The following is a 22541-nucleotide window of genomic DNA, read 5'->3' as shown; positions in this document are numbered from 1 at the left end:
ATAAAATCATATGGCATTCGATCTCGACGAACAGGAACAACTGGCAACGCTTAAGGATTGGTGGAAGAAATACGGCAACCTGACGACCTGGGTGCTGATTATCGCCCTGGGCGCATACGCAGGCTGGTCCGGCTGGAATTATTACCAGCGCAGCCAGGCCTTGCAGGCGTCGCAACTGTATGACGAATTGCAAAAAGCGGTAACCGCCAAGGACACAGCCAAGGTCCAGCGCGCAGCTGCAGATATCCAGCAGAAATTTGGTCGCACTGCTTATGCCGGCATGGCAGCACTGTCGGCTGCCAAGGTTGCGTTTGACGCCAACGACCTGAACGGCGCCAAAGAGCAATTGCAATGGGCGGTCGATCATGGCGCCGACGAAGACTATCGTGCGCTTGCGCGCGTACGCCTGGCCGGCATTTTGCTGGACCAAAAGGCCTACGATGATGGCTTGAAGGTGTTGGCCGCAGACGTTCCCGCGCCTTTCGCCAGTGCCGTAGCCGATCGTAAAGGCGATATCCTGGTTGCGCAGAACAAGCTCGACGATGCGCGCGTTGCCTATCAGCTGGCGTTGGACAAGATGGATAGTAAAAATCCTGGTCGGCAATTGATTCAATTAAAACTTGATGCGATTGGCGGCGCTCCAGCCAAAGCCGCAGCCTGATAATTCGGAAAAAAGGAAGAATATGCGTATTGCAGTGAAAGTCGTCTTTGCCGGTGCATTGCTGATGTTGGGCGGCTGCTCCTTGTTCGCCGGTAAGAAACCGAGTAATCCTCCTGCGCCGCTGGTTGAATTCACGCAGAGTCTCAAGGTGCGTCAGGCATGGACGCAGTCGATCGGCAGTGCCTCGATTTTCACTTTTTCTCCGGTTGCGGCTGGCGGCAGTGTTTATGCGGCCGCAGCTGATGGTACCGTCGAGCGCCTGGATGCTGCGTCTGGTGCGGTGGCTTGGCGCATCAATGCCGGCATGCACCTGACTGGCGGCGCCGGTAGCGACGGCACTACTGTGGCCGTGGCTGGCGAGAAGGGCGTATTGCTGGCCTTCGATGCGCAAGGCAAGAAACTCTGGCAAGCCCAGGCTTCAAGCGAAATCCTGTCGGCGCCTGCAGTTGGCCAGGGCCTGGTGATCGTGCGTAGCCTCGATAATCGGATTGCTGCTTATGATGCTGCGACCGGTGAACGCCGCTGGGCTGTATTGCGCACATTGCCGTCGCTGACCCTGCGCTCGGCGCCAGGCCTCCTGGTTGTCCCTCAGGCAACTTTCTTGTCGCTGCCAGGTGGGCGCTTGTCGGCACTGAACCTGACTAACGGTGGTCCATGGTGGGAAATGGCGATTGGTGATCCGCGCGGTACGACGGAGCTTGAGCGTATAGCTGATGCTTCCGGTACGCCGGTCATCATTGGGCGTCAGGTCTGCGCCGTCGCCTACCAGGGTCGGATCGGTTGCTTTGACGCTGGCAGTGGCACTGCCCACTGGGTCAAGCCGTTTTCCAGCGATGTCGGTATCGGCGCGGATGACCGCGCGATCTATGCCGCCAATGAGAATGGCGCTGTGAGCGCGTTCGCTTTGGACAGCGGTGCGGTAGTATGGCAAAACAAGCAGCTCGCCAATCGTGTGCTGACAACCCCGGCTGTGCTGGGTAATGCAGTGGCGGTTGGTGACTTTGAGGGATACGTTCATTTCTTGTCCCGTGAAGATGGCGCCCTGATCGGACGTGTTCGTGTGGACAGCAGCGCTGTGCTGCCGAACCCGATCGTTGTGGGTTCCAATGTGATTTTTCAAACCAAAGCAGGAACCTTGATCGCTTTTGCGACAGAGTAACAATTTAATGAAGCCAGTAATTGCACTAGTAGGACGTCCAATGTCGGCAAATCGACGTTATTCAATCGTCTGACGCGTTCCCGTGACGCGTTGGTCGCCGATTTGCCCGGCCTGACTCGCGATCGTCATTATGGCGAAGGGCGGGTTGGCGAACGGCCATTCCTGGTGATTGATACTGGCGGTTTCGAGCCGGTTGCCAAAGACGGCATCATGCACGAGATGGCAAAGCAGACCAAGCAAGCCGTGGCGGAAGCCGATATCGTGATTTTCATCGTTGACGGTCGCCAAGGCTTAACGCCACATGACAAGACCATCACAGACTTCCTGCGCAAGTCGGGTCGCTCGGTGATGCTGGTGGTAAATAAGTCAGAGGGCATGAAGTACACCTCAGTCACAGCCGAGTTCTATGAGCTTGGCATGGGCGACCCGTATGTCATTTCTGCTGCGCATGGCGATGGCGTCGCCGATCTGGTGGAAGAGTCGCTCGACCTGGCGTTCTCCCAACGTCCAGCGGAAGAGGCTGAGCCTGAGGACAAGGATCGTGGCATCAAGATCGCCATTGTCGGTCGGCCGAATGTCGGCAAGTCGACGCTGGTTAACACCTTGCTGGGCGAAGAGCGCGTCATTGCATTCGACATGCCTGGCACCACTCGCGATTCGATTGAAATTCCGTTCGAGCGCGACGGCAAGAAGTATACGTTGATCGATACCGCCGGTATCCGCCGTCGCGGCAAGGTGTTCGAGGCGATCGAGAAGTTTTCGGTAGTCAAGACTTTGCAATCGATTTCCGAGGCCAACGTGGTCTTGCTGCTGCTGGATGCGCAGCAGGATATTTCCGAGCAGGATGCGCATATTGCCGGCTTCGTGCTGGAGACGGGGCGGGCGTTGGTGGTCGGCGTCAACAAGTGGGATGGCTTGACCAGCGACCGTCGCGATGAAATCAAGATGGACATGGATCGCAAGCTGAATTTCCTGTCGTTTGCAAAATTCCATTTCATATCGGCACTGAAATCGACTGGCATCACACCGCTGATGAAGTCGATCGATTCGGCATACGCTGCAGCGATGTCCAATCTGACTACACCGAAGTTGACCCGAGCCCTGATCGAAGCGGTGGAGCATCAGCAGCCGCGCCGCAAGGGATCGATTCGTCCGAAGCTGCGTTATGCCCACCAGGGTGGCATGAATCCGCCCATCGTCGTTATCCACGGCAATGCGCTGGAATCGATCGAAGATAACTATAAGCGTTATCTAGAGAAGCATTTCCGGGAAACTTTTTCGCTGGTTGGGACTCCATTACGCATCGAGTTCAGATCTAGTCGGAACCCTTACGCACGCCAGGAAAAATAATTTTTCCATTGGCAGTAAATGAGAAAATCGTTTACATTCGTTAAACACCCACCGAGTCATTCACTTAGAATCTTATTGGTTCTATAAGCAGTTTGCGTTTGACTTCTAATCACAACAACACAGTGGAGTAGCCATGAGTAATAAAGGGCAATTGTTACAAGACCCGTTTTTGAACGCCTTGCGCAAAGAGCATGTTCCGGTTTCGATCTATCTGGTCAACGGCATCAAGCTTCAAGGCCACATCGAATCCTTCGATCAATACGTCGTTTTACTGCGTAATACCGTTACCCAAATGGTATACAAGCACGCCATCTCAACCGTTGTTCCTGCACGCGCTGTCAATCTGAATCTTGAATCTGAAGCAGAGTAAATATTTGCTGCCGATTGCGGCAGCGCCACGATTGTTCCTATGCGTGCAGCGCTAGTCGGAGTTGACTTCGGCAAAGGCGACTTTGCCGCAAGTCTGGATGAGCTTTCCTTACTGGCCAGCTCGGCTGGTGCTTTGCCCGTTGTCACGATCACCGGCAAGCGCAGCAGCCCCGACGCCGCTCTGTTTGTCGGTTCTGGCAAGGCGCAGGAAATCGCCGATGCGGTGTTCGATGATGAGATCGAAATCGTCATTTTCAATCATGCCTTGTCGCCAGCGCAGCAACGTAATCTTGAGCGTGTTCTCAAGGTTAGAGTTCTCGACCGTACCAGCCTGATACTCGATATCTTTGCCCAAAGAGCCAAAAGCCATGAAGGTAAAGTGCAAGTCGAGCTTGCTCAATTGCAACACTTGGCGACGCGGCTGATACGCGGCTGGACGCACTTGGAACGACAAAAGGGTGGTATCGGCTTGCGTGGTCCTGGTGAAACGCAGCTTGAAACCGACCGCCGTCTGCTGGGTGATCGTGTCAAGGCCTTGCGCGCAAGGCTGGACAAGTTGCATCGGCAGCATGCCACCCAACGGCGCGCGCGCGGCCGTAGTGCAACCATTTCGATTTCGCTGGTCGGCTATACCAATGCCGGCAAATCAACTTTGTTTAATGCGTTGGCGAAAGCTGGCGTCTATGCCGCCGACCAATTGTTCGCGACCCTGGACACCACTTCCAGGCGTGTTTATCTGGGCGAAGCGGGTAGTGTGGTGATTTCCGATACGGTCGGCTTCATCCGTGAATTGCCCCACCAGTTGGTTGCTGCATTTCGGGCAACGCTGGAAGAAACCATTCATGCAGATTTGTTATTGCACGTGGTGGATGCTGCTAGTCCGGCTCGGCTGGAGCAGATCGAACAGGTTAACCTGGTGCTCAAGGAGATCGGCGCCGATCATATTCCGCAGATTCTGGTGTGGAACAAGATTGATGCCGCGGAACTGGCGCCGGGGGTAGAACGTGATGAGTATGATAAATTCAGCGAGTTTTTATTAGCGCGCAAAAAGGCATAGGTCTTGATTTATTGCGTCAGGCAATCGCGGAATTCGTGACGCAAAATCCAGCGCTGCCGGATTATTCGGTTGCGGTTGCGGATGTCGATGAGCAGCACGAAAACAGCATACTAAGCAGGTGTGAAACAGTTCTGAGTCATCGCCCTAACACACGCCTCTAACGAGCATTCCAACCCCTTATTCATTTACTTAAAGATAACGATCGAATGCTTGGTACCTTATTTAAAAAACTTGGTTTGAAATTTTCGTTGAATGATCCGCAATGGGGTCGTAATTCGCAAAATGACAACAAGCAAAATAACGATGGCAAAAAGCCAAATAACGGTCCTCCGGATCTGGACAAGCTCTGGCAAGACTTTAATCAGCGCCTGAGCCGCCTGCTTGGCGGCAAGAGTGGCGGTGGCGGCGATTCGGGCGGTGGCGGCTTCAATCCGGACATGAAGGGCGCCGGTGTCGGCGTCGGTGCGATTGCCGTGGTGGCGTTCCTGCTGTGGCTGGCCAGTGGTTTCTTTACCGTACAGGAAGGCCAGACCGGCGTTGTCATGACGTTCGGTAAATATAGTCATTCGACTACCCCGGGTTTCAACTGGCGCTGGCCTTATCCGATCCAAAGCCATGAAATCGTCAATGTTTCGCAAGTGCGGACGGTCGAGGTCGGTTATCGCGCCAATGCCAAGAACAAGCAGCCGAAGGAAGCCCTGATGCTGACCGATGATGAAAACATCATCGACATCCAGTTTGCCGTGCAGTACACGCTGAAGAGCGCTTCCGACTGGATTTTCAATATCCGTGATCCGGAAGAGACGGTGCGCCAGGTGGCAGAAACTTCGATTCGCGAAATCGTCGGCAAGAACAAGATGGATTTCGTGCTGTATGAGGGGCGTGAGAAGGTGGCGCAGGATACCAGCCAGTTGATGCAGCAGATTCTGGATCGCTACAAGGCCGGTGTGCAGATTACCAATGTCACGATGCAAGGCGTGCAACCGCCTGAGCAGGTCCAGGCCGCGTTTGACGATGCAGTCAAGGCCGGGCAGGACCGTGAAAGGCAAAAGAATGAAGGTCAGGCTTATGCCAACGATGTGATTCCGAAGGCACGCGGTGCTGCTTCGCGTTTGCTGCAGGAAGCTGAGGCTTACAGTGCGCGCGTGACGGCCAACGCCGAAGGTGACGCTTCACGCTTCAAGCAGGTCCTGACTGAGTATCAGAAGGCGCCGGCGGTCACGCGCGATCGTATGTATCTGGATACCATGCAACAGATTTTTGCTAACACGACAAAAGTAATGGTTGATGCTAAAAACGGGAACAATTTATTGTATTTGCCATTGGATAAGCTGATCGCACAATCGGCCGCCAGCGCAACATCGAGCAGTAATGCTACTGTCGGCACTGCGCCAGCAATTGCTGCGACGCCGGCCTTGAAAGATACTGTGACGCCTACGGAATCGCGGGCGCAAGCCGACGATCGTTCGCGCGATAGCCGCGACTCTCGTGATCGGGAGGGCCGATAATGAATCGTCTTATCGTAGCTGTCATAAGCGCATTCATCGCCCTGGTGATCTTGTCGTCGACGATTTTTGTCGTTAATCAGCGCCAGTACGCCATTTTGTTCGCCTTCGGCGAGGTCAAGCAGGTGATCAGCGAGCCGGGCCTGCATTTCAAGCTGCCGCCGCCGTTCCAGAATGTATTGTTTTTGGATAAGCGCATATTGACCATCGATTCGCCGGATACCGATCGTTTCATTACGGCCGAGAAAATGAATATCCTGATCGATGCGTTCGTCAAGTGGCGCATCACCGATCCGAAGCTGTATTTCGTCAGTTTCGGCGGCGATGAGAAGCGCGCTCAGGATCGCATGTCACAAATCGTCAAGGCGGCATTAAACGATGAAATCACCAAACGCACGGTACGTGAAGTGATTTCTGGCCAGCGCGGCAAGGTGATGGATTCGATTCGTCAAAAGGTGCAAGACGAATCCAAGCAGATCGGCGTCGACATTATCGATGTGCGCTTGAAGCGGGTGGATTATGTCGACCAGATCAATGCATCGGTTTATGATCGGATGAAATCCGAGCGTCTGCGCGTGGCGAATGAATTGCGCTCGACGGGGTCGGCTGAATCGGAAAAGATTCGTGCAGATGCCGACAAGCAACGTACCGTGATCCTGGCGGAAGCCTATCGTGATGCGGAAAAGATGCGCGGTGAAGGCGATGCCAAGGCATCGCAGATCTATGCCCAGGCATTCGGACAAAATCCGGAGTTCTACAAGTTTTATCGTAGCCTTGAGGCCTATCGCGCCAGCTTCAAGACCCGTCAAGATCTGATGGTGATTGATCCGAATTCGGAATTCTTCAAGTATTTCCGGAGTCCGGCTGGTGGAACTGCAGGCCCTGCCAAAAAATAAATAAGCCGCTTTAATCGACAGCGGTAAAAAGCTGCACGGGAATGGCGCCTTCGCTTGAGGCGCCATTCCTTATTTTCGAGGCCTTACTGTTTGGCTTTCCAAATACATGTGCCGGTAATTGTTAATGATGTTGTTCCGGCAAGAATTGAGATTTCAGTTCTTGCGGAAAGATTTTTTTTCTAAGATTCATTTTCCCTATGCCAAATTGGCTTCTCCCTGAAAATATTGCTGATGTCTTGCCGTCCGAAGCCCGCAAGATTGAAGATTTGCGTCGACTGATACTGGATAATTTTCGCTTGTACGGCTATGAACTGGTCATGCCGCCGATGCTGGAATACCTGGAATCGCTGCTGGCGGGCGCTGGCCAGGATACGGATTTGCGGACCTTCAAGCTGGTTGATCAGTTGTCCGGCCGCACGCTCGGGATTCGTGCCGACATGACAACCCAGGTGGCGCGTATCGACGCCCATTTGCTCAATCGCGAATCGGTCACCCGCCTATGCTATGTCGGCAGTGTGTTGCATACTCGTCAATCCGGGTTGCACGCCACCCGCGAGCCGTTGCAGATCGGCGCTGAAATCTACGGTCACCTTGGTCTGGAAGCCGATGCCGAAATCCAGGAACTTGCACTGGCGACATTGGCCCTGGCCGGGATCACTCAGGTACGCCTGGATCTTTGCCATGTCGGCATCTTGCGCACCATTATTGCGGGCGACGAAGCTGCCAAGGTGAATGAGGCTGAGCTGGTGGCGTTGCTGGAAGCCAAGGATTTGCCTGGCCTACGTACCATCAGCATCGCTTACAAGCCGGAAACCCGTGCTGCATTGTTGGCGCTGCCGGGTTTATATGGCGATGCCAGTGTCCTCAAGCAGGCGCGCCAGGTATTGCCGGCGCTGCCGGCCATCGCCAAGGCGCTGGATGAGCTGGAAACCCTAGCCGAAGCGGCGGGGAAAGATTGCGTGACGGTCGATTTAGCCGATTTACGCGGGTATCATTACGAAAGTGGTTTGATTTTCGCGGCGTACGTGCCAGGGTTGCCGAATGCGCTGGCGCGCGGCGGGCGCTACGATGTGGGCGCCGCGTTTGGACGTTCGCGTCCGGCGACAGGTTTTTCTATGGATTTGCGGGAGCTGGCAAGACTGATTCCCGTAGCGGTACGCAAGCGTGCGATTCATGCTCCTTGGGGAGTGGAAGCAGGTTTGAAGGAAAAGATCGTTGAATTGCGCAAGGCTGGGGAAGTTGTGATCCAGAGTCTGCCCGGCCATGAAAACGATCAAGACGAGTTCGATTGCGACCGCGCGGTCGTGCTCGAAAATGGAAACTGGATTATCAAAAATTTGGACTAAGTGATGTTACAGAAAAGCACCGCAAAAAACGTCGTTGTGATTGGCACCCAATGGGGCGACGAAGGAAAAGGCAAGATCGTTGATTGGTTGACCGATCACGCACAGGCAGTTGTGCGTTTTCAGGGTGGCCATAACGCTGGCCACACATTGGTCATCGGCGGTCACAAGACAGCGTTGCAGTTGATCCCGTCCGGCATCATGCGCCCGGGCGTCGCCTGCTATATCGGTAACGGCGTAGTCTTGTCGGTACCCGACCTGCTGCGCGAGATCGACAAGCTGCAGGCAGCCGGTGTCGAAGTCGCCTCGCGCCTGAAGATCTCTGAAGCTTGCCCGATCATCCTGCCATACCACACCGCACTCGATGCGGCGCGCGAAGCGGCACGCGGCGATGCCAAGATCGGCACCACCGGCAAGGGTATCGGCCCAGCCTATGAAGACAAGGTCGCCCGTCGCGCTATCCGCGTAGCTGACCTTCTCAATGAAGAGCGTTTCGCGGAAAAGCTGAAGGCTAATCTCGAATATCATAATTTTGTTCTCACCAATTACCTGAAGGCACCGGCCGTCGATTATCAAAAGACGCTGGATGATGCGCTGGCAACTGTCGAGCGCCTGCGCCCGATGGTGGCCGATGTGTCGAGCGACCTGTACGCGGCTTACAATGGTGGCGCCAGTCTGTTGTTCGAGGGCGCACAAGGCAGTTTGCTGGATGTTGATCACGGCACTTACCCGTTCGTCACATCGAGCAATTGCGTAGCCGGCAATGCCGCTGCCGGTAGCGGCGTCGGTCCGAACATGTTGCATTACATCCTGGGTATCACCAAGGCTTACACCACGCGTGTCGGTTCCGGTCCATTCCCTTCCGAACTGCCGACCGATCAAGGCGTCGGCAAGCATCTGGCCAGCGTTGGCCACGAATTTGGCACAGTGACCGGCCGCGCCCGTCGTTGTGGCTGGTTCGATGCTGCCTTGCTGAAGCGTTCGGTGCAGATCAACGGCGTGTCGGGTATGTGCCTGACCAAGCTGGATGTGCTGGACGGCCTGGAAACATTGAAGCTGTGCACCGGCTATACGCTCAACGGCAAGACCGTGGATATTTTCCCGGTCGGCGCCGAAGAAGCAGCGCTGTGCCAGCCTATCTATGAAGAAATGCCTGGCTGGAGCGAGTCCACGGTTGGCGCCAAATCCATGGATGCCTTGCCGGCCACAGCCCGTGCTTACATCAAACGTATCGAAGAATTGGTAGGCGTGCCTATCGATATGGTATCGACCGGTCCTGACCGTGAGGAAACCATCGTTTTACGCCACCCATTTAAATAAAAACAATATGAATAAATCTGATGACAAGCACCTGTGGGTGTCGTGGGATGAATATCATCGCATCATTGAAAAACTGGTCCTGAACGTCCATGCTTCCGGCTGGCAGTTTGACCAGGTGCTGTGCCTGGCGCGTGGCGGTTTGCGTCCAGGGGACGTGTTTTCGCGCATTTTTGATGTGCCGCTGGCGATCCTGTCGACCAGTTCCTACCGTGAAGAGGCTGGTACGGTGCGCAGTGAGCTCGATATCGGCAAGCACATCACGATGAGTCGCGGCGCTTTGTCGGGGCGCGTGCTGGTGGTGGACGATCTGGTCGATTCGGGTGTTACCCTGGATAAGGTCCTGCATCACCTGAAGGAGAACTACGCTCCGGTGACAGAAGTGAAGTCTGCAGTGATCTGGTGGAAGGCCTGCTCCTCGTTGAAGCCGGATTATTATGTCGATTACCTGCCGACCAATCCGTGGATCCATCAGCCTTTCGAAGAGTACGACAGCCTGCGTCCGCATCAGCTGGAAGCCTGGAGCAAAAAGGGTGTATCGCGTTGATGTGCGCTGATTTGTTGTAGTGCCTGTATTGCATTGATAAAAACCTCGTTGAGCAATCAACGGGGTTTTTTGTTTATGGGTTCTGGTTTTCGCATGATTGCGAGGCCCATCGATAGTTCGTTTATGCAAAAAATATTCCACAAAAAAAATAAACGAAAAAATGTTTCTATTTACAGAAAACATGCATACAATGATCTGCAGTGGCAATCAGAACACGATAAACGGAGAACAGACATGATTGATGTAGCAGTATTCGGCGCCGGTCGTATCGGCAAGATTCATGCGGGAAACCTGGTGCTGCAAGTCGGCGCCAACCTGAAATATGTTAGCGATGTCAACATGCAGGCAGCACAGGAACTGGCGGCGCAGCATGGCGCACAGGTGGCCGATATTGATCGGGCTCTGGCTGACTCCAGCGTCGGTGCGGTATTGATTGCATCGAGTACGGATACCCATGCGGATCTGATCTTACGGGCTGCTGCTGCAGGCAAGGCAATTTTTTGTGAGAAACCGGTTGACCTGACGCTGGAGCGCGCCAAGGCCTGTGCTCAGGCGGTCAAGGCCGCTGGTGTGACGTGCATGATCGGCTTCCAGCGCCGTTTCGATCCGACTTTCGCTGCACTCAAGGAGCGCCTGGCTGCTGGCGAAATCGGCGATCCGGAAATGCTGGTGGTCACCAGCCGTGATCCGGGCGCGCCGCCGGTATCCTACATCAAGAGTTCTGGCGGTATTTTCAAGGACATGCTGATCCATGATTTCGATATCTTTCGTTGGATACTGGAAGATGAAGCGGTGAGCATTTCCGCGACCGGGAGCTGCTTGACCGATCCGGCGATTGCCGAAGCAGGTGACATTGATTGCGCCGCCGTCACCATCCGCAGCCGCTGCGGACGTTTATGCCAGATCAATACCAGCCGCCGCGCTGCCTACGGTTACGACCAGCGCTTTGAAGTGCTGGGCAGCAAAGGGATGCTGCAGGCCGGAAACCACAAACCCACCGAAGTGACAGCGTCAACCGGCAGCAGTGTCAGCCATGATCTGCCTGAACACTTCTTCCTGGAACGCTATCGCGCTGCCTATGCACGCGAGATCGCCCATTTCTTCGACGCGGTGGTCAACAAGGTTGCGGTGCGCACTACGATTGAAGACGGCGTCAAGGCGCTGGAACTGGCCGAAGCGGCGACGTTGTCGTGGCGTGAAAACCGTACCATCGAGTTGGCAAAATGAGTTATTCGTCAACCCATGCGCCGACGCTGAGAGTCGGCATTGTCGGACTTGGCAGGTTGGGGCGGCGCCATGCGGAAAACCTGATGACGCGGGTTGCCGGAGCGACGCTGGTGGCCGCTTGCAGCCCGCTGCCGGCAGAGCTCGAATGGGCGCGCGATACGTTGCAGGTGCCGCATCTGTATGCCGATTACGAGGCCTTGCTGGCGCATGACGGACTGGATGCCGTATTCCTGGTGACGCCTACCTCGCTGCATCCGCAGCAGATCATTCAGGCCCTGCAGGCCGGCAAGCATGTGTTTTGCGAAAAGCCGCTGTCGCTGGACCTGGAGGATTGCCGTCGGGTGAGCGCCGAAGCCGCGCGTCATCCGCAATTGAAAGTGATGATCGGCTTTGTGCGGCGCTTCGATGCCAGCTATCGGGATGCTTACAACAAGATCCAGCAGGGTGCGATAGGCTCGCCGTTCATGGTGTATTCGCAAACGTGCGATCAGTACGATCCCGATGGTTTCTTCGTCAAATTTGCGGCGACCAGCGGCGGCATTTTCCTCGATTGCAGCGTGCACGATATCGACCTGGCGCGCTGGTTGCTGGGCAATCCGCAAGCGGTCAGGGTCTATGCCAGCGGCACTACCGCCATCCATCAGGATCTGCAGCAATTCCGGGATGTCGACAACGGCGTTGCCATCTGTGAATTCGACAACGGCCGCATCGCAACCTTTTACGCATCGCGCACCATGCCGCACGGACATGACACGATGACGGAAATTACCGGTACCGCGGGCGTTTGACCGTGGGCAGCAACCCGCGCCGCAACCGCGTGGAAATCGCCGATGCGCATGGTGTGCGCAACGAGTGCCTGCCCAGTTTCTTTGAGCGATTTGAAGATGCTTTCCTGACGGAGGTCAGTGTTTTTGTCGACGCAATACGTCGGGAACAGAAGCTGGAGTTGACCCTGGATGATGCCACGGAGGCAACGCGGATCGGCATTGCCTTGCGTGAATCGCTGCTGTCCAAACAACCGGTGTTGTTGTAACAGTAAGGCCGGCGGCCATCGAAGCATGGCGGCGCCGGCCTCTGTTCTTCCGCAAGAAAACCGATGGCGATGCTATCTCTATTACAAGCTAGCCTTGCCTATTCATCATAACCATCCATCGGTGTGGTTTCTTCGACATTCAATTCCAGCCGATATGCCAGCGCAATGAACAGCGCTTGGCACAGGCACATCGCATTGGTTAGCGAACGGAATGCGAATGCGCTGCCTTCCTTGACTGTCAATAGTACCGATGCGTGTCGCGCCAATGGGCTGAGCTGGCTGTCGGTGATGACCAGCGATTTCGCCTGGTGATGATGCGCCAGTCTGACGCAAGCCTGGGTTTCCTTGCCGTAGGGCGTGAAGCTGATGGCAATCACCACGTCATTCTTGCCGATGCTGCGGATCTGTTCGCGAATCATGCCGCCCAGGCCGGACAGATGATGCACCCGTTTGTTCGTGTGCTGTAGCGCATAGACGATGTAGCTGGCGATAGGGAAGGAGCGGCGCACACCGATCACGTAGATGTTTTCCGCCTTCTGCAACAGTTTGACCGCGGCTTCAAACTGGACATCGTCCATACCGCTCAATAATTCATCGAGGCCACTGCGGCTGGCATCGATGAATTCGCGCGCCATGGCCCCGCTGGTGAGCGATGTTTGCTTGGCATCGATCAGTTTGCGTATGCGCTGCTGGTAGTTTTGCGACGGGATTGCCTGGGCGGTATAGGCATCGCGGAAAACCGCCTGCATTTCACTGAAGCCGCTGAAGCCGAACTGCTTGGCAAAGCGCACGATGGCGGAAGGCTGCACATTGCAAGTTTCGGCAATGTCGCTGATCCGCACCAGCATCAGGCTGCCACGGTGCTGTTCGATGTACTTGGCGATGATCTTCAACTGGCGCGAAAGCGTGGCGTATTGTTCGGCGATTTGCAGCATCAACTGATCGACAGTCGGTGTATCTGCCATGGCATTCTTTCCTATATGAATCGTATGGCAATTATAAAGACATTTTTAAAGATGAAAATAAAATTCTAAATTAAAATTAATTGAAAAAAACGTTGCATGTTGAGTGCGCTTGTTCTATTGTTGAGTACCGATGACGCTTTCGGTGCTGGGCGATCAGCCTAAACGGCAGTGGATAAAACAACAACGGAGATAACTATGCAACGACTCAGAAGCAAGGGCCGGGGACATTCCCTGATCAAGGCCTTGATGGTGGCAACACTGGCGATGACTTTTGGTGCAATGAATACAAGCTATGCCGCGAATGAAAAATTTGTTCTGATCAGCCACGCACCGGATTCCGATTCCTGGTGGAATACCATCAAAAACGCCATCAAGCAGGCCGGCGAGGACTTCAACGTGACAGTCGATTACCGCAATCCCCCGAATGGCGACCTGGCCGATATGTCGCGCCTGATCGAGCAAGCTGCGGCGCGTCATTATGATGGCGTGATTGCCAGTATCGCCGATTTCAGCGTGCTGAAAAAAGCCATGGAAAACGTCACCGCAAAAAAAATCCCGCTGGTTACGATCAATTCCGGCACCCAAAAGCAAAGTGAAGAACTCGGCGCGATCATGCACGTAGGTCAGCCGGAATACGATGCAGGCCATGGCGCAGGCGAAAAGGCCAAGGCGGCCGGCATCAAGTCTTTCCTGTGCGTCAACCATTATGCAACCAACCCGTCTTCGTTCGAGCGCTGCCGCGGCTTTGCCGATGCGATCGGCGTCGATTACAAGAAATCGACGCTTGACGCCGGTCAGGACCCAACTGGTATCGAGAGCAAAGTAAGTGCGTATCTGCGCAACAACCCCGGTACCCAGGCGGTATTGGCACTCGGCCCTGATTCGGCCTCGCCAAGCTTGCGAGCACTGCAGAAGATGGGCTTGAAGGGCAAGATGTGGTTCGCCACCTTCGATCTATCGGAGGAAGTCGCCAAGGGTATCAAGGATGGTTCGGTGCAGTTTGCGATCGATCAGCAACCCTACCTGCAAGGCTATATTCCGGTTGCCGTCCTGGCAATCATGACGCAAGACAAGATCACCGATGTCGCCGCCATCCAGGCCAAGCTCAAGGCCAATCCGAAGTTCCAGGCACGGCTGGCTGAATACGGTCTGGCGCCAATTTATGGTCCGCGCCACATCAGCTCCGGTCCGGGCTACATTACCAAGGACAATCTCGATAAAGTGTTGAAGTACGCTGGCCAATATCGCTGATCCTCACCTGTCCATATAAAAGCTTATACAAACGCATGATGCGGTTGCCCGCAACAACGGGGCGGGCAACCGATGAATTGAATCAAGGGGACGAATCGCCCGGGCGCTAGCTTGCCCGCAGCGTTCCACCAGGCCCGCAATAAGTCGCCAGTTTGACGTTTGATCCGATCGCTGGCCAATACAAGCAGGAGATACAGTCATGAATTCAAGCAGTGCGCACGCTGACAAGCTAAGTGCCGACAGCAGCAGCCCAGCGCAGCAGAATAGCGCTTCGAAAGACGAGCGGGTACGCAAGGAAGGCTCTCTGAAACGCTTCCTGGGACGTCCGGAGTTTGCCTCGCTGGCGGGAGCGATTCTGGTATTTATCGTATTTGGCATCGCCGCCGGCGATTCCGGCATGTTCAACCTGGATGGCGTGGTCAACTGGATGCAGGTGGCGGCGTATCTGGGCCTGATCTCGATCGGCGCTTGCGTATTGATGATTGCCGGCGAGTTCGATTTGTCGATCGGCTCGATGATTGGCTTTGCCGGCATGATGGTGGCGATCCCGACCGTTTATTTCCACTGGCCGTTCTGGCTGGCGGTGATTTTTGCCTTCGCCGGTTCGATGGCGCTGGGCTACCTCAACGGCTATCTGGTGGTGAAAACCCGGCTGCCGTCGTTCATTGTCACGCTGGCCTTCATGTTCATCCTGCGCGGCTTGACACTGGCGCTGTCGATCATGTTTGCCGACCGTACCATCGTCAGCGGTGTCGGCGAATTTGCCGCACATGACTGGCTCGGCAGCTGGCTGTTCACCGGCAATCTCGGTAGCGGACTGTTCCAGTGGATGGCCAGCCACGGCTGGATTGCTACGGTAGACGGCGGCAAGCCGCTGGTCGCAGGGATTCCCAAGGTCATCGTCTGGTGGGCGGTGCTGGCGCTGGGGGCGAGTTTTGTGCTGGCGCGGACCCGTTTTGGCAACTGGATTTTCGCAGTCGGCGGTGACGCCAATGCGGCCAAGAATGTCGGTGTGCCGGTCAAGCGCGTCAAAACTTCGTTGTTTGTGTTCACCGCATTTTGCGCCTGTTTGTTTGCCGTGCTGCAGGTGGCTGACGTAGGCTCGGCTGCTGCTGATCGCGGCTTGCAGAAGGAATTCGAGGCGATCATCGCCGCAGTGATCGGCGGCGCCTTGCTGACCGGCGGCTACGGCTCGGTGATCGGTGCTTGTTTCGGGGCGTTGATTTTCGGCGTGGTGCAGATCGGCATCACCTACACCAACCTGAATTCCGACTGGTTCCGCGTGTTTCTTGGCGTGATGCTGCTGGTGGCGGTCCTGTTCAACAACTATGTCCGTCGCCGCGTGACGGAGGCGAGGTAATCATGAGTGACACTATTCTGGCATTGGAAAACGTCAGCAAGTACTTCGGTTCGGTGATTGCGTTGCAGAACGTCACGCTACGCCTGAGAAAGGGCGAAGTGCATTGCCTGCTGGGCGATAACGGCGCCGGCAAATCGACCTTGATCAAGACGCTGGCCGGGGTGCATAAACCCTCTGAAGGGCAATACCTGGTTGACGGCAAACCGGTTTCGTTCAATTCTCCGAAGGAGGCGTTGGACGTCGGTGTGGCGACCGTCTATCAGGATCTGGCGCTGGTGCCGTTGCTGTCGGTGGCGCGCAACTTCTTCATGGGCCGTGAGCCGACCAAGAAGGTGTTTGGCATCACGGTGATGGATATTAACTATGCTGCCGAGACAGCGCGCGCCAAACTGGCGGAGATGGGCATCATGGTGCGCGATCCGCATCACGCGATCGGCACCATGTCCGGCGGCGAGAAGCAGTGCCTGGCGATTGCCCGTGCAATCCACTTCGGCGCCCGTGTCCTGATTCTTGACGAGCCAACCGCAGCGCTTGGCGTCAAGCAGTCGTTCAACGTACTGAAGCTGATCTACAAGGCGCGCGAACGCGGCATTTCAGTGATTTTCATTACGCACAATGTGCATCATGCCTACCCGATCGGCGATTCCTTTACCTTACTGAATCGCGGCAAATCGATGGGCACCTTCACCAAGGACAATGTCACCAAGGATGAAGTGCTGGACATGATGGCGGGCGGCGCGGAAATGCAGACGCTGATGAATCAGTTGGAAGGCATACAGGTTTAGGCCAGGTAAAAGGACGCACTCATGCTACACACTAATCAAAATTTTGCATCGGGCCGCAAGCTGGATGTCGTTTGCATCGGCCGCCTGGCGGTGGATCTGTACGCACAGCAGGTCGGCGCACCGCTGGCCGATGTCACCAGCTTTGCCAAGTATCTGGGCGGGTCGTCAGCCAATATCGCATTCGGCTGTGCCCGATTGGGCTTGAAGTCGGCGATGCTGGCCAGGGTTGGCAACGAACATAACGGCCAATTCCTGACTGCCGCTTTGGCAGATGAAGGCTGCGACGTCAGCCATATCAAGATTGATCCGGAACGACTGACCGCGCTGGTGATGCTGGGTCTGAAGGACAAGGATACATTCCCGCTGATCTTCTATCGGGACAATTGCGCCGATATGGCGCTGGCTGAAGAGGATATCGATGAAGCCTTCATCGCATCCAGCAAGGCATTGCTGATTACCGGCACGCATTTCTCCACTGCGCAGGTGCATCGCAGCAGTAGCCTGGCGCTGAAGTATGCGCGTAGCAATAATGTCCGTACGGTGCTGGATATCGACTACCGGCCGGTGCTGTGGGGATTGACGCAAAAGGGCGACGGCGAGACCCGCTTCATCGCCAATGACGGTGTGACGGCGCATTTGCAAGCGATATTGCCACAGTTTGACCTGGTGGTCGGCACCGAGGAAGAGTTCATGATCGCTGGCGGCGGCAAGGACATCATGGCGTCGTTGCAGGCGGTACGTGCGGTTAGTCAGGCAGCGTTGGTGGTCAAGCGCGGGCCACTGGGTTGTGCGGTCATCCATGGTGCGATTCCAGCTTCGTTGGATGCCGGTTTCAACTACAGGGGCGTGCAGGTCGAGGTGCTCAATGTGCTGGGTGCAGGCGATGCCTTCCTGTCCGGCTTCCTCAAAGGCTGGCTTAACGGAGAGGACGACGAGAGTTGCTGCCGTTACGCGAATGCCTGCGGCGCGCTGGTGGTGTCGCGTCATGCTTGCGCGCCAGCCATGCCGACGCCGGTCGAGCTGGCTTATTTCCTGGAACGCGCTGAACGCATGCAGCGGCCTGATCAGGATGCCTATCTGCAGCGCCTGCACCGGGTCACCGTACCGCGCAAGGTTTGGAATGAAGTCAATGTGTTTGCCTTCGATCATCGTAACCAGTTCTTCGAACTGGCACGCGAATCCGGCGTTGGCGAGGAGCGTCTTCCGCAGCTTAAAAAACTGCTGGTGCAGGCGGTGGCGGCGACGGAACAAGCGCTTGGATTACAAGGGAAAATCGGTATCCTGGCCGACGACCGATATGGGCAGGATGCGTTGAATGCGGCTACCGGACGCGGCTGGTGGATTGGCCATGCAGTTGAGTTGCCACTATCGAACCCGCTGGAATTCGACTACGGCCGCTCGATCGGCTCGCATCTGCTGAGCTGGCCAAAAGAGCATGTGGTGAAGTGTCTGGTGCAATTTCATCCTGACGATGCGGTCGAGAAGCGCCTGGAACAGGAAGCCCAAATTCGCAGCTTGTACAACGCAGTACAGGTCAGTGGCCACGAGTTGCTGCTGGAAATCATCCCGCCCAAAGATTTGCCGAAAGCTGATGACACCGTGCTGCGCGGCATAAAACGTCTGTACAACCTCGGCATCTACCCGGAATGGTGGAAGCTGGAGTCGATGTCGGAATCGCAGTGGGCGGCAATCGATGCGTTGATTGCCGAGCGCGATCCGTATTGCCGTGGCGTGGTGTTGCTTGGCCTGGCGGCGCCGGTGGAAGCGTTGGCCGCCGGCTTCCGTGCCTCGCGCCACAGCAAGACCTGTCGCGGTTTCATGGTGGGGCGGACGATTTTCCATGAACCGTCGAAGCTCTGGCTGCAAGGTCGGATCGACGATGCCACGCTGATTCAACAGGTGCGCGGCATTTTTGAGAAATTGATCGGTGTCTGGCGCGATAGCCGCAACGGCCTGGAGGTTACACCGGCCGAGAAAGCGGAGCGGGCAGCATGAGCGCACATCAAAAAACCATACGCCTGACCATGGCGCAAGCGCTGGTGCGTTACCTGGCCGCCTTGCGCATCGATACGCCGGATGGTGAAGTGGCGCTATTCGGCGGCGTGTTCTCGATCTTCGGCCATGGCAATGTCGCTGGGCTGGGCGAAGCGCTGTATCAGTATCGTGAACAGCTGCCGACGTATCGGGCGCATAACGAACAGGCCATGGCGCACGCCGCGATTGCTTTCGCCAAGGCCAATATGCGACGCCGCATGATGGCGGTGACAAGTTCGATCGGCCCCGGTGCGACCAACTTGCTGACCGCCGCCGCATTGGCGCATGTGAACCGCTTGCCGGTATTGCTGCTGCCGGGTGATATTTTCGTGTCGCGGCGTCCCGATCCCGTATTGCAGCAGGTCGAGAATTTCCAGGATGGCGGGATTTCGGCCAACGATGCGTTCAAGCCGCTGTCGCGCTATTTCGACCGCATCTATTATCCGGAGCAGCTGCTGACGGCCTTGCCGCGGGCGATCCAGGTGTTGACTGACGCCGCGCAGTGCGGTCCGGTGACGCTGGCCTTGCCACAGGATGTGCAAGCCATGGCTTACGATTATCCGGTCGAATTTTTCTCTCCACACGTCGTCAAGTTCCGCGCCCAGCCGCCGGCTGCCGACGAGTTGCATGCGGCGCTGGAATTGCTGAAAAACGCGCAACAGCCGTTGATCGTTGCCGGCGGCGGCGTGTTGTATGGCGAAGCCACCGAGGCTTTGCGCAGCTTTGCTGAAAAGCATGGTGTGCCTGTCGCCGAAACGCAGGCGGGCAAAAGTTCGCTGGCCTGGCGTCATCCCTTGCAACTGGGGGCGCTTGGCGTGACCGGTTCGCCGGCTGCGAACGCGTTGGCAGTCAAGGCTGACGTCGTGATTGCGGTGGGCACGCGCCTGCAGGATTTCACAACTGGTTCGCATTCACTGTTTGGGCAGGCCAAGCTGCTAAGCATCAACGTCAATCCGGTCGATGCCATCAAGTGGCAGGGCACGCCACTGCTGGCCGATGCCCGGCTCGGGCTGGCGGCTTTATCGCAAGGATTGGGCGACTGGCGCTCCAGCGCCGGCTGGCATGCATTGGCGCTGGAACAGGCGAATGCCTGGCGCGCTACGGTCGATACCATCACCAGCCAGCGTGAGGTGGCGGCGCCGGCCTTGCCGTATGACGGCGAGGTGATCGGCGCAGTGCAACGCTCCAGCATCGATTCGACCGTGCACGATATCGTGGTGTGCGCCGCTGGCACCTTGCCGGCTGAACTGCACAAATTGTGGCGCACCTCGACCCCGGGTGGATATCACGTCGAATACGGCTACTCTTGCATGGGTTACGAGATTGCCGGCGGTCTCGGTGTCAAGATGGCGCAGCCGGACCGGGATGTCATCGTCATGGTTGGCGATGGCAGCTACCTGATGATGAATTCCGAAATCGCAACTTCGGTCATGCTGGGCCGCAAACTGATCATCGTGGTGCTGGACAATCGCGGCTACGGCTGCATCAACCGCCTGCAGCAAGCTTGTGGCGGGCGCCTTTCAACAACATGCTGGAAGATTGCCTGCAAGGGCCGCTGGGTGTGCCGGCCATCGATTTTGCAGCGCATGCCAAATCCCTTGGCGCGCTGGCGGAAAACGTCAAGGGTATCGCTGAGCTGGAAGCGGCGCTGCAGCGGGCGCGTGCGGCGGACCGCACCTACCTGGTGTGTATCGACACCGATCCCAAGCGCACCACCGAAGACGGCGGCTGCTGGTGGGAAGTGGCGGTGCCGGAGGTGTCGCAGCGGCCGCAGGTGCAAGCGGCCCGGGCCGACTACGAACAAGCCCGCGGTAATCAAAAAGTCTAAAGAATTGCGAGAGAAACCATGACATTCAACGTAAAGATCGGCATCAATCCCATTTCCTGGATGAACGACGATTTGCCGTCGCTGGGCGGCGAGACGCCGCTTGAGGTGGCGTTATCCGAAGGCGCGCAGATCGGTTATCGCGGCTTTGAACTGGGCAATAAATTTCCCAAGGAGCCGGCGGCGCTGGCGGCGGTGCTCGGCAAACATGGCCTGGAATGCGTATCGGGCTGGTATTCCGGACGCCTGGCGACTGGTTCGGTAGAAGATGAAATTGCCGCCGTTGGGCCGCATTTGCGATTGCTGGCGGAGAACGGTTCCAAGGTCATGGTGTATGGCGAGGTGGCCAATGCGATTCAGGGGCGGCCGGATCCGCTGTACAAGCGTCCACGTTTCCTGAACGATCAGGAATGGCAGCAATATGCCGATAAGTTGACAGCTTTTGCGCGTTTTACTTTGTCGCATGGTGTGCGCTTGGGTTATCACCATCACATGGGCGCTTACGTCGAGACGCCGGCCGATGTCGAGCGCTTGATGGCGCTGACCGGCGATGAGGTCGGCCTGTTGTTTGACAGTGGGCACATCACGTTTGCCGGCGGCGATCCGCTTGCAGTACTGCAGCAGCATATCAAGCGCGTCTGCCATGTGCATTGCAAGGACGTGCGGCCAGCGGTAGTGAAGCTGGCGCGTAATGGTAATTGGAGCTTCCTGCAAGCGGTAATTAACGGCGCGTTTACGGTGCCGGGTGACGGAGCCATCGATTTCGACGGGTTGCTACGCGTGCTGTACAAAAGTGGCTATGAAGGCTGGCTGGTGGTCGAAGCGGAGCAGGACCCGGCGGTAGCCCCAAGTTATCAATACGCCGACATGGGCTATCGCCACCTAGCTCAGCTGGTTCGCGCCATCGAAGCTGGTAGCGAAAAGGAGGCGGCATGAGCTTGCTGGTCAAGGGAAAGGCCCAAGGTCGCGATATCGTCAGCGTCACGCCGCAATCAGCTAATTGGCGTTTTGTCGGCTTTGCCGCTTATCGATTGGCTGCCGGAGAGCGGATTAGTTTCAACACTGCCGACCGCGAGGTCTGCATCGTCGTGCTGCGTGGTGTCGTCAGCGTGCAGGCCGGCGATCACACGTGGAAAGAGATTGGCGAGCGACAAAGCGTGTTTGATGAGCGTTCGCCGTATTCGGTCTATGTGCCGCACTCGCACAAAGTGGTTGTCAGCGCGCACGCTGATGTTGAGGTTGCAGTGTGCAGCGCCCGGGCAATGGCGACCTGGACGCACGCCTGATCGAGCCGGCTGCGGTCAAAAGATCGGTGCGCGGGCAGGGCAGTAACACCCGTTACGTCTGCGACATCCTGCCGCAAACCGAACCTGCCGATCACTTGCTGGTGGTGGAGGTAGTGACACCAGGCGGCCATTCATCGAGCTATCCGCCGCACAAGCACGATACCGACAACTTGCCGCAGGAAAGCTTTCTTGAAGAGACGTACTACCATCGCCTCAATCCGTCGCAAGGCTTTGCCTTCCAGCGCGTCTATACCGACGATCGCACCTTGGATGAATCGATGGCAGTGGAAAACCACGACGTGGTGATGGTGCCGCGCGGCTATCACCCGGTGGTAGCGCCGCACGGCTACGACAGCTATTACCTGAATGTCATGGCTGGTCCCAAGCGCGAGTGGCATTTCAAGAACGATCCGGCGCACGAATGGATGCTGTTGCGTTGACCGGCGGACGCCGGCGGCGCACATATTCCCGAATTTCCTGACAGTTGCACGGCAAGTCTGGTGTCGCCTCGGCGGCGGCAGGGGCTCGTCTCGACTGTTGTTCGCAGCAACATAAACTTCAAGGTCAACTC

General features: G+C 56.5%; 15 protein-coding genes and 5 pseudogenes. 19 read left to right on the top strand and 1 reads right to left on the bottom strand.

What is annotated here, in order from left to right; translation table 11 throughout:
* Positions 1–10: 10 nt before the first annotated feature.
* From CAter10_RS11735 to CAter10_RS11680, 12 genes and pseudogenes are all read left to right on the top strand, one after another.
* Positions 11–661 carry a tetratricopeptide repeat protein gene (locus CAter10_RS11735; RefSeq protein WP_061533546.1) on the top strand — a complete coding sequence of 217 codons (651 nt, stop codon included), beginning with the start codon at positions 11–13 and terminating at the stop codon, positions 659–661.
* A 22-nt stretch (positions 662–683) separates the two neighbouring features.
* Entirely contained in the window at positions 684–1820 is a 1137-nt protein-coding gene (gene bamB, locus CAter10_RS11730) for an outer membrane protein assembly factor BamB (RefSeq protein WP_082798056.1), read from the top strand.
* A 7-nt stretch (positions 1821–1827) separates the two neighbouring features.
* Positions 1828–3170, top strand: a pseudogene (gene der / locus CAter10_RS11725) (ribosome biogenesis GTPase Der).
* A gap of 133 nt (positions 3171–3303) precedes the next feature.
* Positions 3304–3540 (top strand): RNA chaperone Hfq, encoded by a 237-nt coding sequence (gene hfq, locus CAter10_RS11720; protein WP_019141241.1) that lies wholly within the window; start codon positions 3304–3306, stop codon positions 3538–3540.
* A 39-nt stretch (positions 3541–3579) separates the two neighbouring features.
* Positions 3580–4757: pseudogene (hflX, locus tag CAter10_RS11715) on the top strand (GTPase HflX).
* A 45-nt stretch (positions 4758–4802) separates the two neighbouring features.
* The gene (gene hflK, locus CAter10_RS11710; RefSeq protein ID WP_061533544.1) at positions 4803–6104 is read left to right on the top strand and encodes an FtsH protease activity modulator HflK; all 1302 of its coding nucleotides are present in this window, start codon (positions 4803–4805) and stop codon (positions 6102–6104) included.
* Positions 6104–6997, top strand: a complete 894-nt coding sequence (gene hflC, locus CAter10_RS11705; protein WP_061533543.1) for a protease modulator HflC — start codon at positions 6104–6106, stop codon at positions 6995–6997. Before hflK ends, hflC begins: the two co-directional genes overlap by 1 nt.
* A 197-nt stretch (positions 6998–7194) precedes the next feature.
* Positions 7195–8343: an ATP phosphoribosyltransferase regulatory subunit gene (locus CAter10_RS11700; protein WP_061533542.1), complete on the top strand. Its 1149-nt coding sequence runs from the start codon at positions 7195–7197 to the stop codon at positions 8341–8343.
* A gap of 3 nt (positions 8344–8346) precedes the next feature.
* Positions 8347–9660: an adenylosuccinate synthase gene (locus tag CAter10_RS11695; RefSeq protein ID WP_061533541.1), complete on the top strand. Its 1314-nt coding sequence runs from the start codon at positions 8347–8349 to the stop codon at positions 9658–9660.
* A gap of 7 nt (positions 9661–9667) precedes the next feature.
* Entirely contained in the window at positions 9668–10204 is a 537-nt protein-coding gene (locus CAter10_RS11690; protein ID WP_061533540.1) for a phosphoribosyltransferase, read from the top strand.
* A gap of 234 nt (positions 10205–10438) precedes the next feature.
* Complete coding sequence (gene iolG, locus CAter10_RS11685; RefSeq protein WP_061533539.1) at positions 10439–11431, top strand: inositol 2-dehydrogenase; 993 nt, start codon at positions 10439–10441, stop codon at positions 11429–11431.
* Positions 11428–12464, top strand: a pseudogene (locus tag CAter10_RS11680) (Gfo/Idh/MocA family oxidoreductase). Before iolG ends, CAter10_RS11680 begins: the two are co-directional and overlap by 4 nt.
* Positions 12465–12562: 98 nt before the next feature.
* Here CAter10_RS11680 and CAter10_RS11675 read toward each other — a convergent pair.
* Complete coding sequence (locus CAter10_RS11675) at positions 12563–13429, bottom strand: MurR/RpiR family transcriptional regulator (protein WP_061533538.1); 867 nt, start codon at positions 13427–13429, stop codon at positions 12563–12565.
* 246 nt (positions 13430–13675) lie between these two features.
* Here CAter10_RS11675 and CAter10_RS11670 point away from each other — a divergent pair, with 246 nt between their 5' ends.
* The 7 genes and pseudogenes from CAter10_RS11670 to iolB all read left to right on the top strand — a co-directional run bounded on the left by CAter10_RS11670 (position 13676) and on the right by iolB (position 22410).
* On the top strand, positions 13676–14680 hold the full coding sequence (locus CAter10_RS11670) for a sugar ABC transporter substrate-binding protein (RefSeq protein ID WP_231879301.1): 1005 nt from the start codon (positions 13676–13678) through the stop codon (positions 14678–14680).
* Between the two features lie 199 nt (positions 14681–14879).
* A complete protein-coding gene (locus CAter10_RS11665; protein ID WP_061533536.1) occupies positions 14880–16040 on the top strand; it encodes an ABC transporter permease in 1161 nt (386 codons plus the stop codon).
* A 2-nt stretch (positions 16041–16042) separates the two neighbouring features.
* Positions 16043–16825, top strand: a complete 783-nt coding sequence (locus CAter10_RS11660) for an ATP-binding cassette domain-containing protein (RefSeq protein ID WP_061533535.1) — start codon at positions 16043–16045, stop codon at positions 16823–16825.
* 21 nt (positions 16826–16846) lie between these two features.
* The gene (locus tag CAter10_RS11655; protein ID WP_061533534.1) at positions 16847–18820 is read left to right on the top strand and encodes a bifunctional 5-dehydro-2-deoxygluconokinase/5-dehydro-2-deoxyphosphogluconate aldolase; all 1974 of its coding nucleotides are present in this window, start codon (positions 16847–16849) and stop codon (positions 18818–18820) included.
* Positions 18817–20687, top strand: a pseudogene (iolD, locus tag CAter10_RS11650) (3D-(3,5/4)-trihydroxycyclohexane-1,2-dione acylhydrolase (decyclizing)). Before CAter10_RS11655 ends, iolD begins: the two are co-directional and overlap by 4 nt.
* Before the next feature lie 18 nt (positions 20688–20705).
* A complete protein-coding gene (iolE, locus tag CAter10_RS11645; RefSeq protein ID WP_061533533.1) occupies positions 20706–21620 on the top strand; it encodes a myo-inosose-2 dehydratase in 915 nt (304 codons plus the stop codon).
* Positions 21617–22410, top strand: a pseudogene (iolB, locus tag CAter10_RS11640) (5-deoxy-glucuronate isomerase). The gene iolE and the pseudogene iolB overlap by 4 nt, the downstream one beginning before the upstream one ends.
* The last annotated feature ends 131 nt before the right edge of the window (positions 22411–22541 follow it).

It is taken from the genome of Collimonas arenae, from assembly GCF_001584165.1.
Taxonomy (GTDB): domain Bacteria; phylum Pseudomonadota; class Gammaproteobacteria; order Burkholderiales; family Burkholderiaceae_D; genus Collimonas; species Collimonas arenae.
Note: the sequence above shows the minus strand (reverse complement) of the source record. Positions and strands in the feature narration are given on the sequence as shown.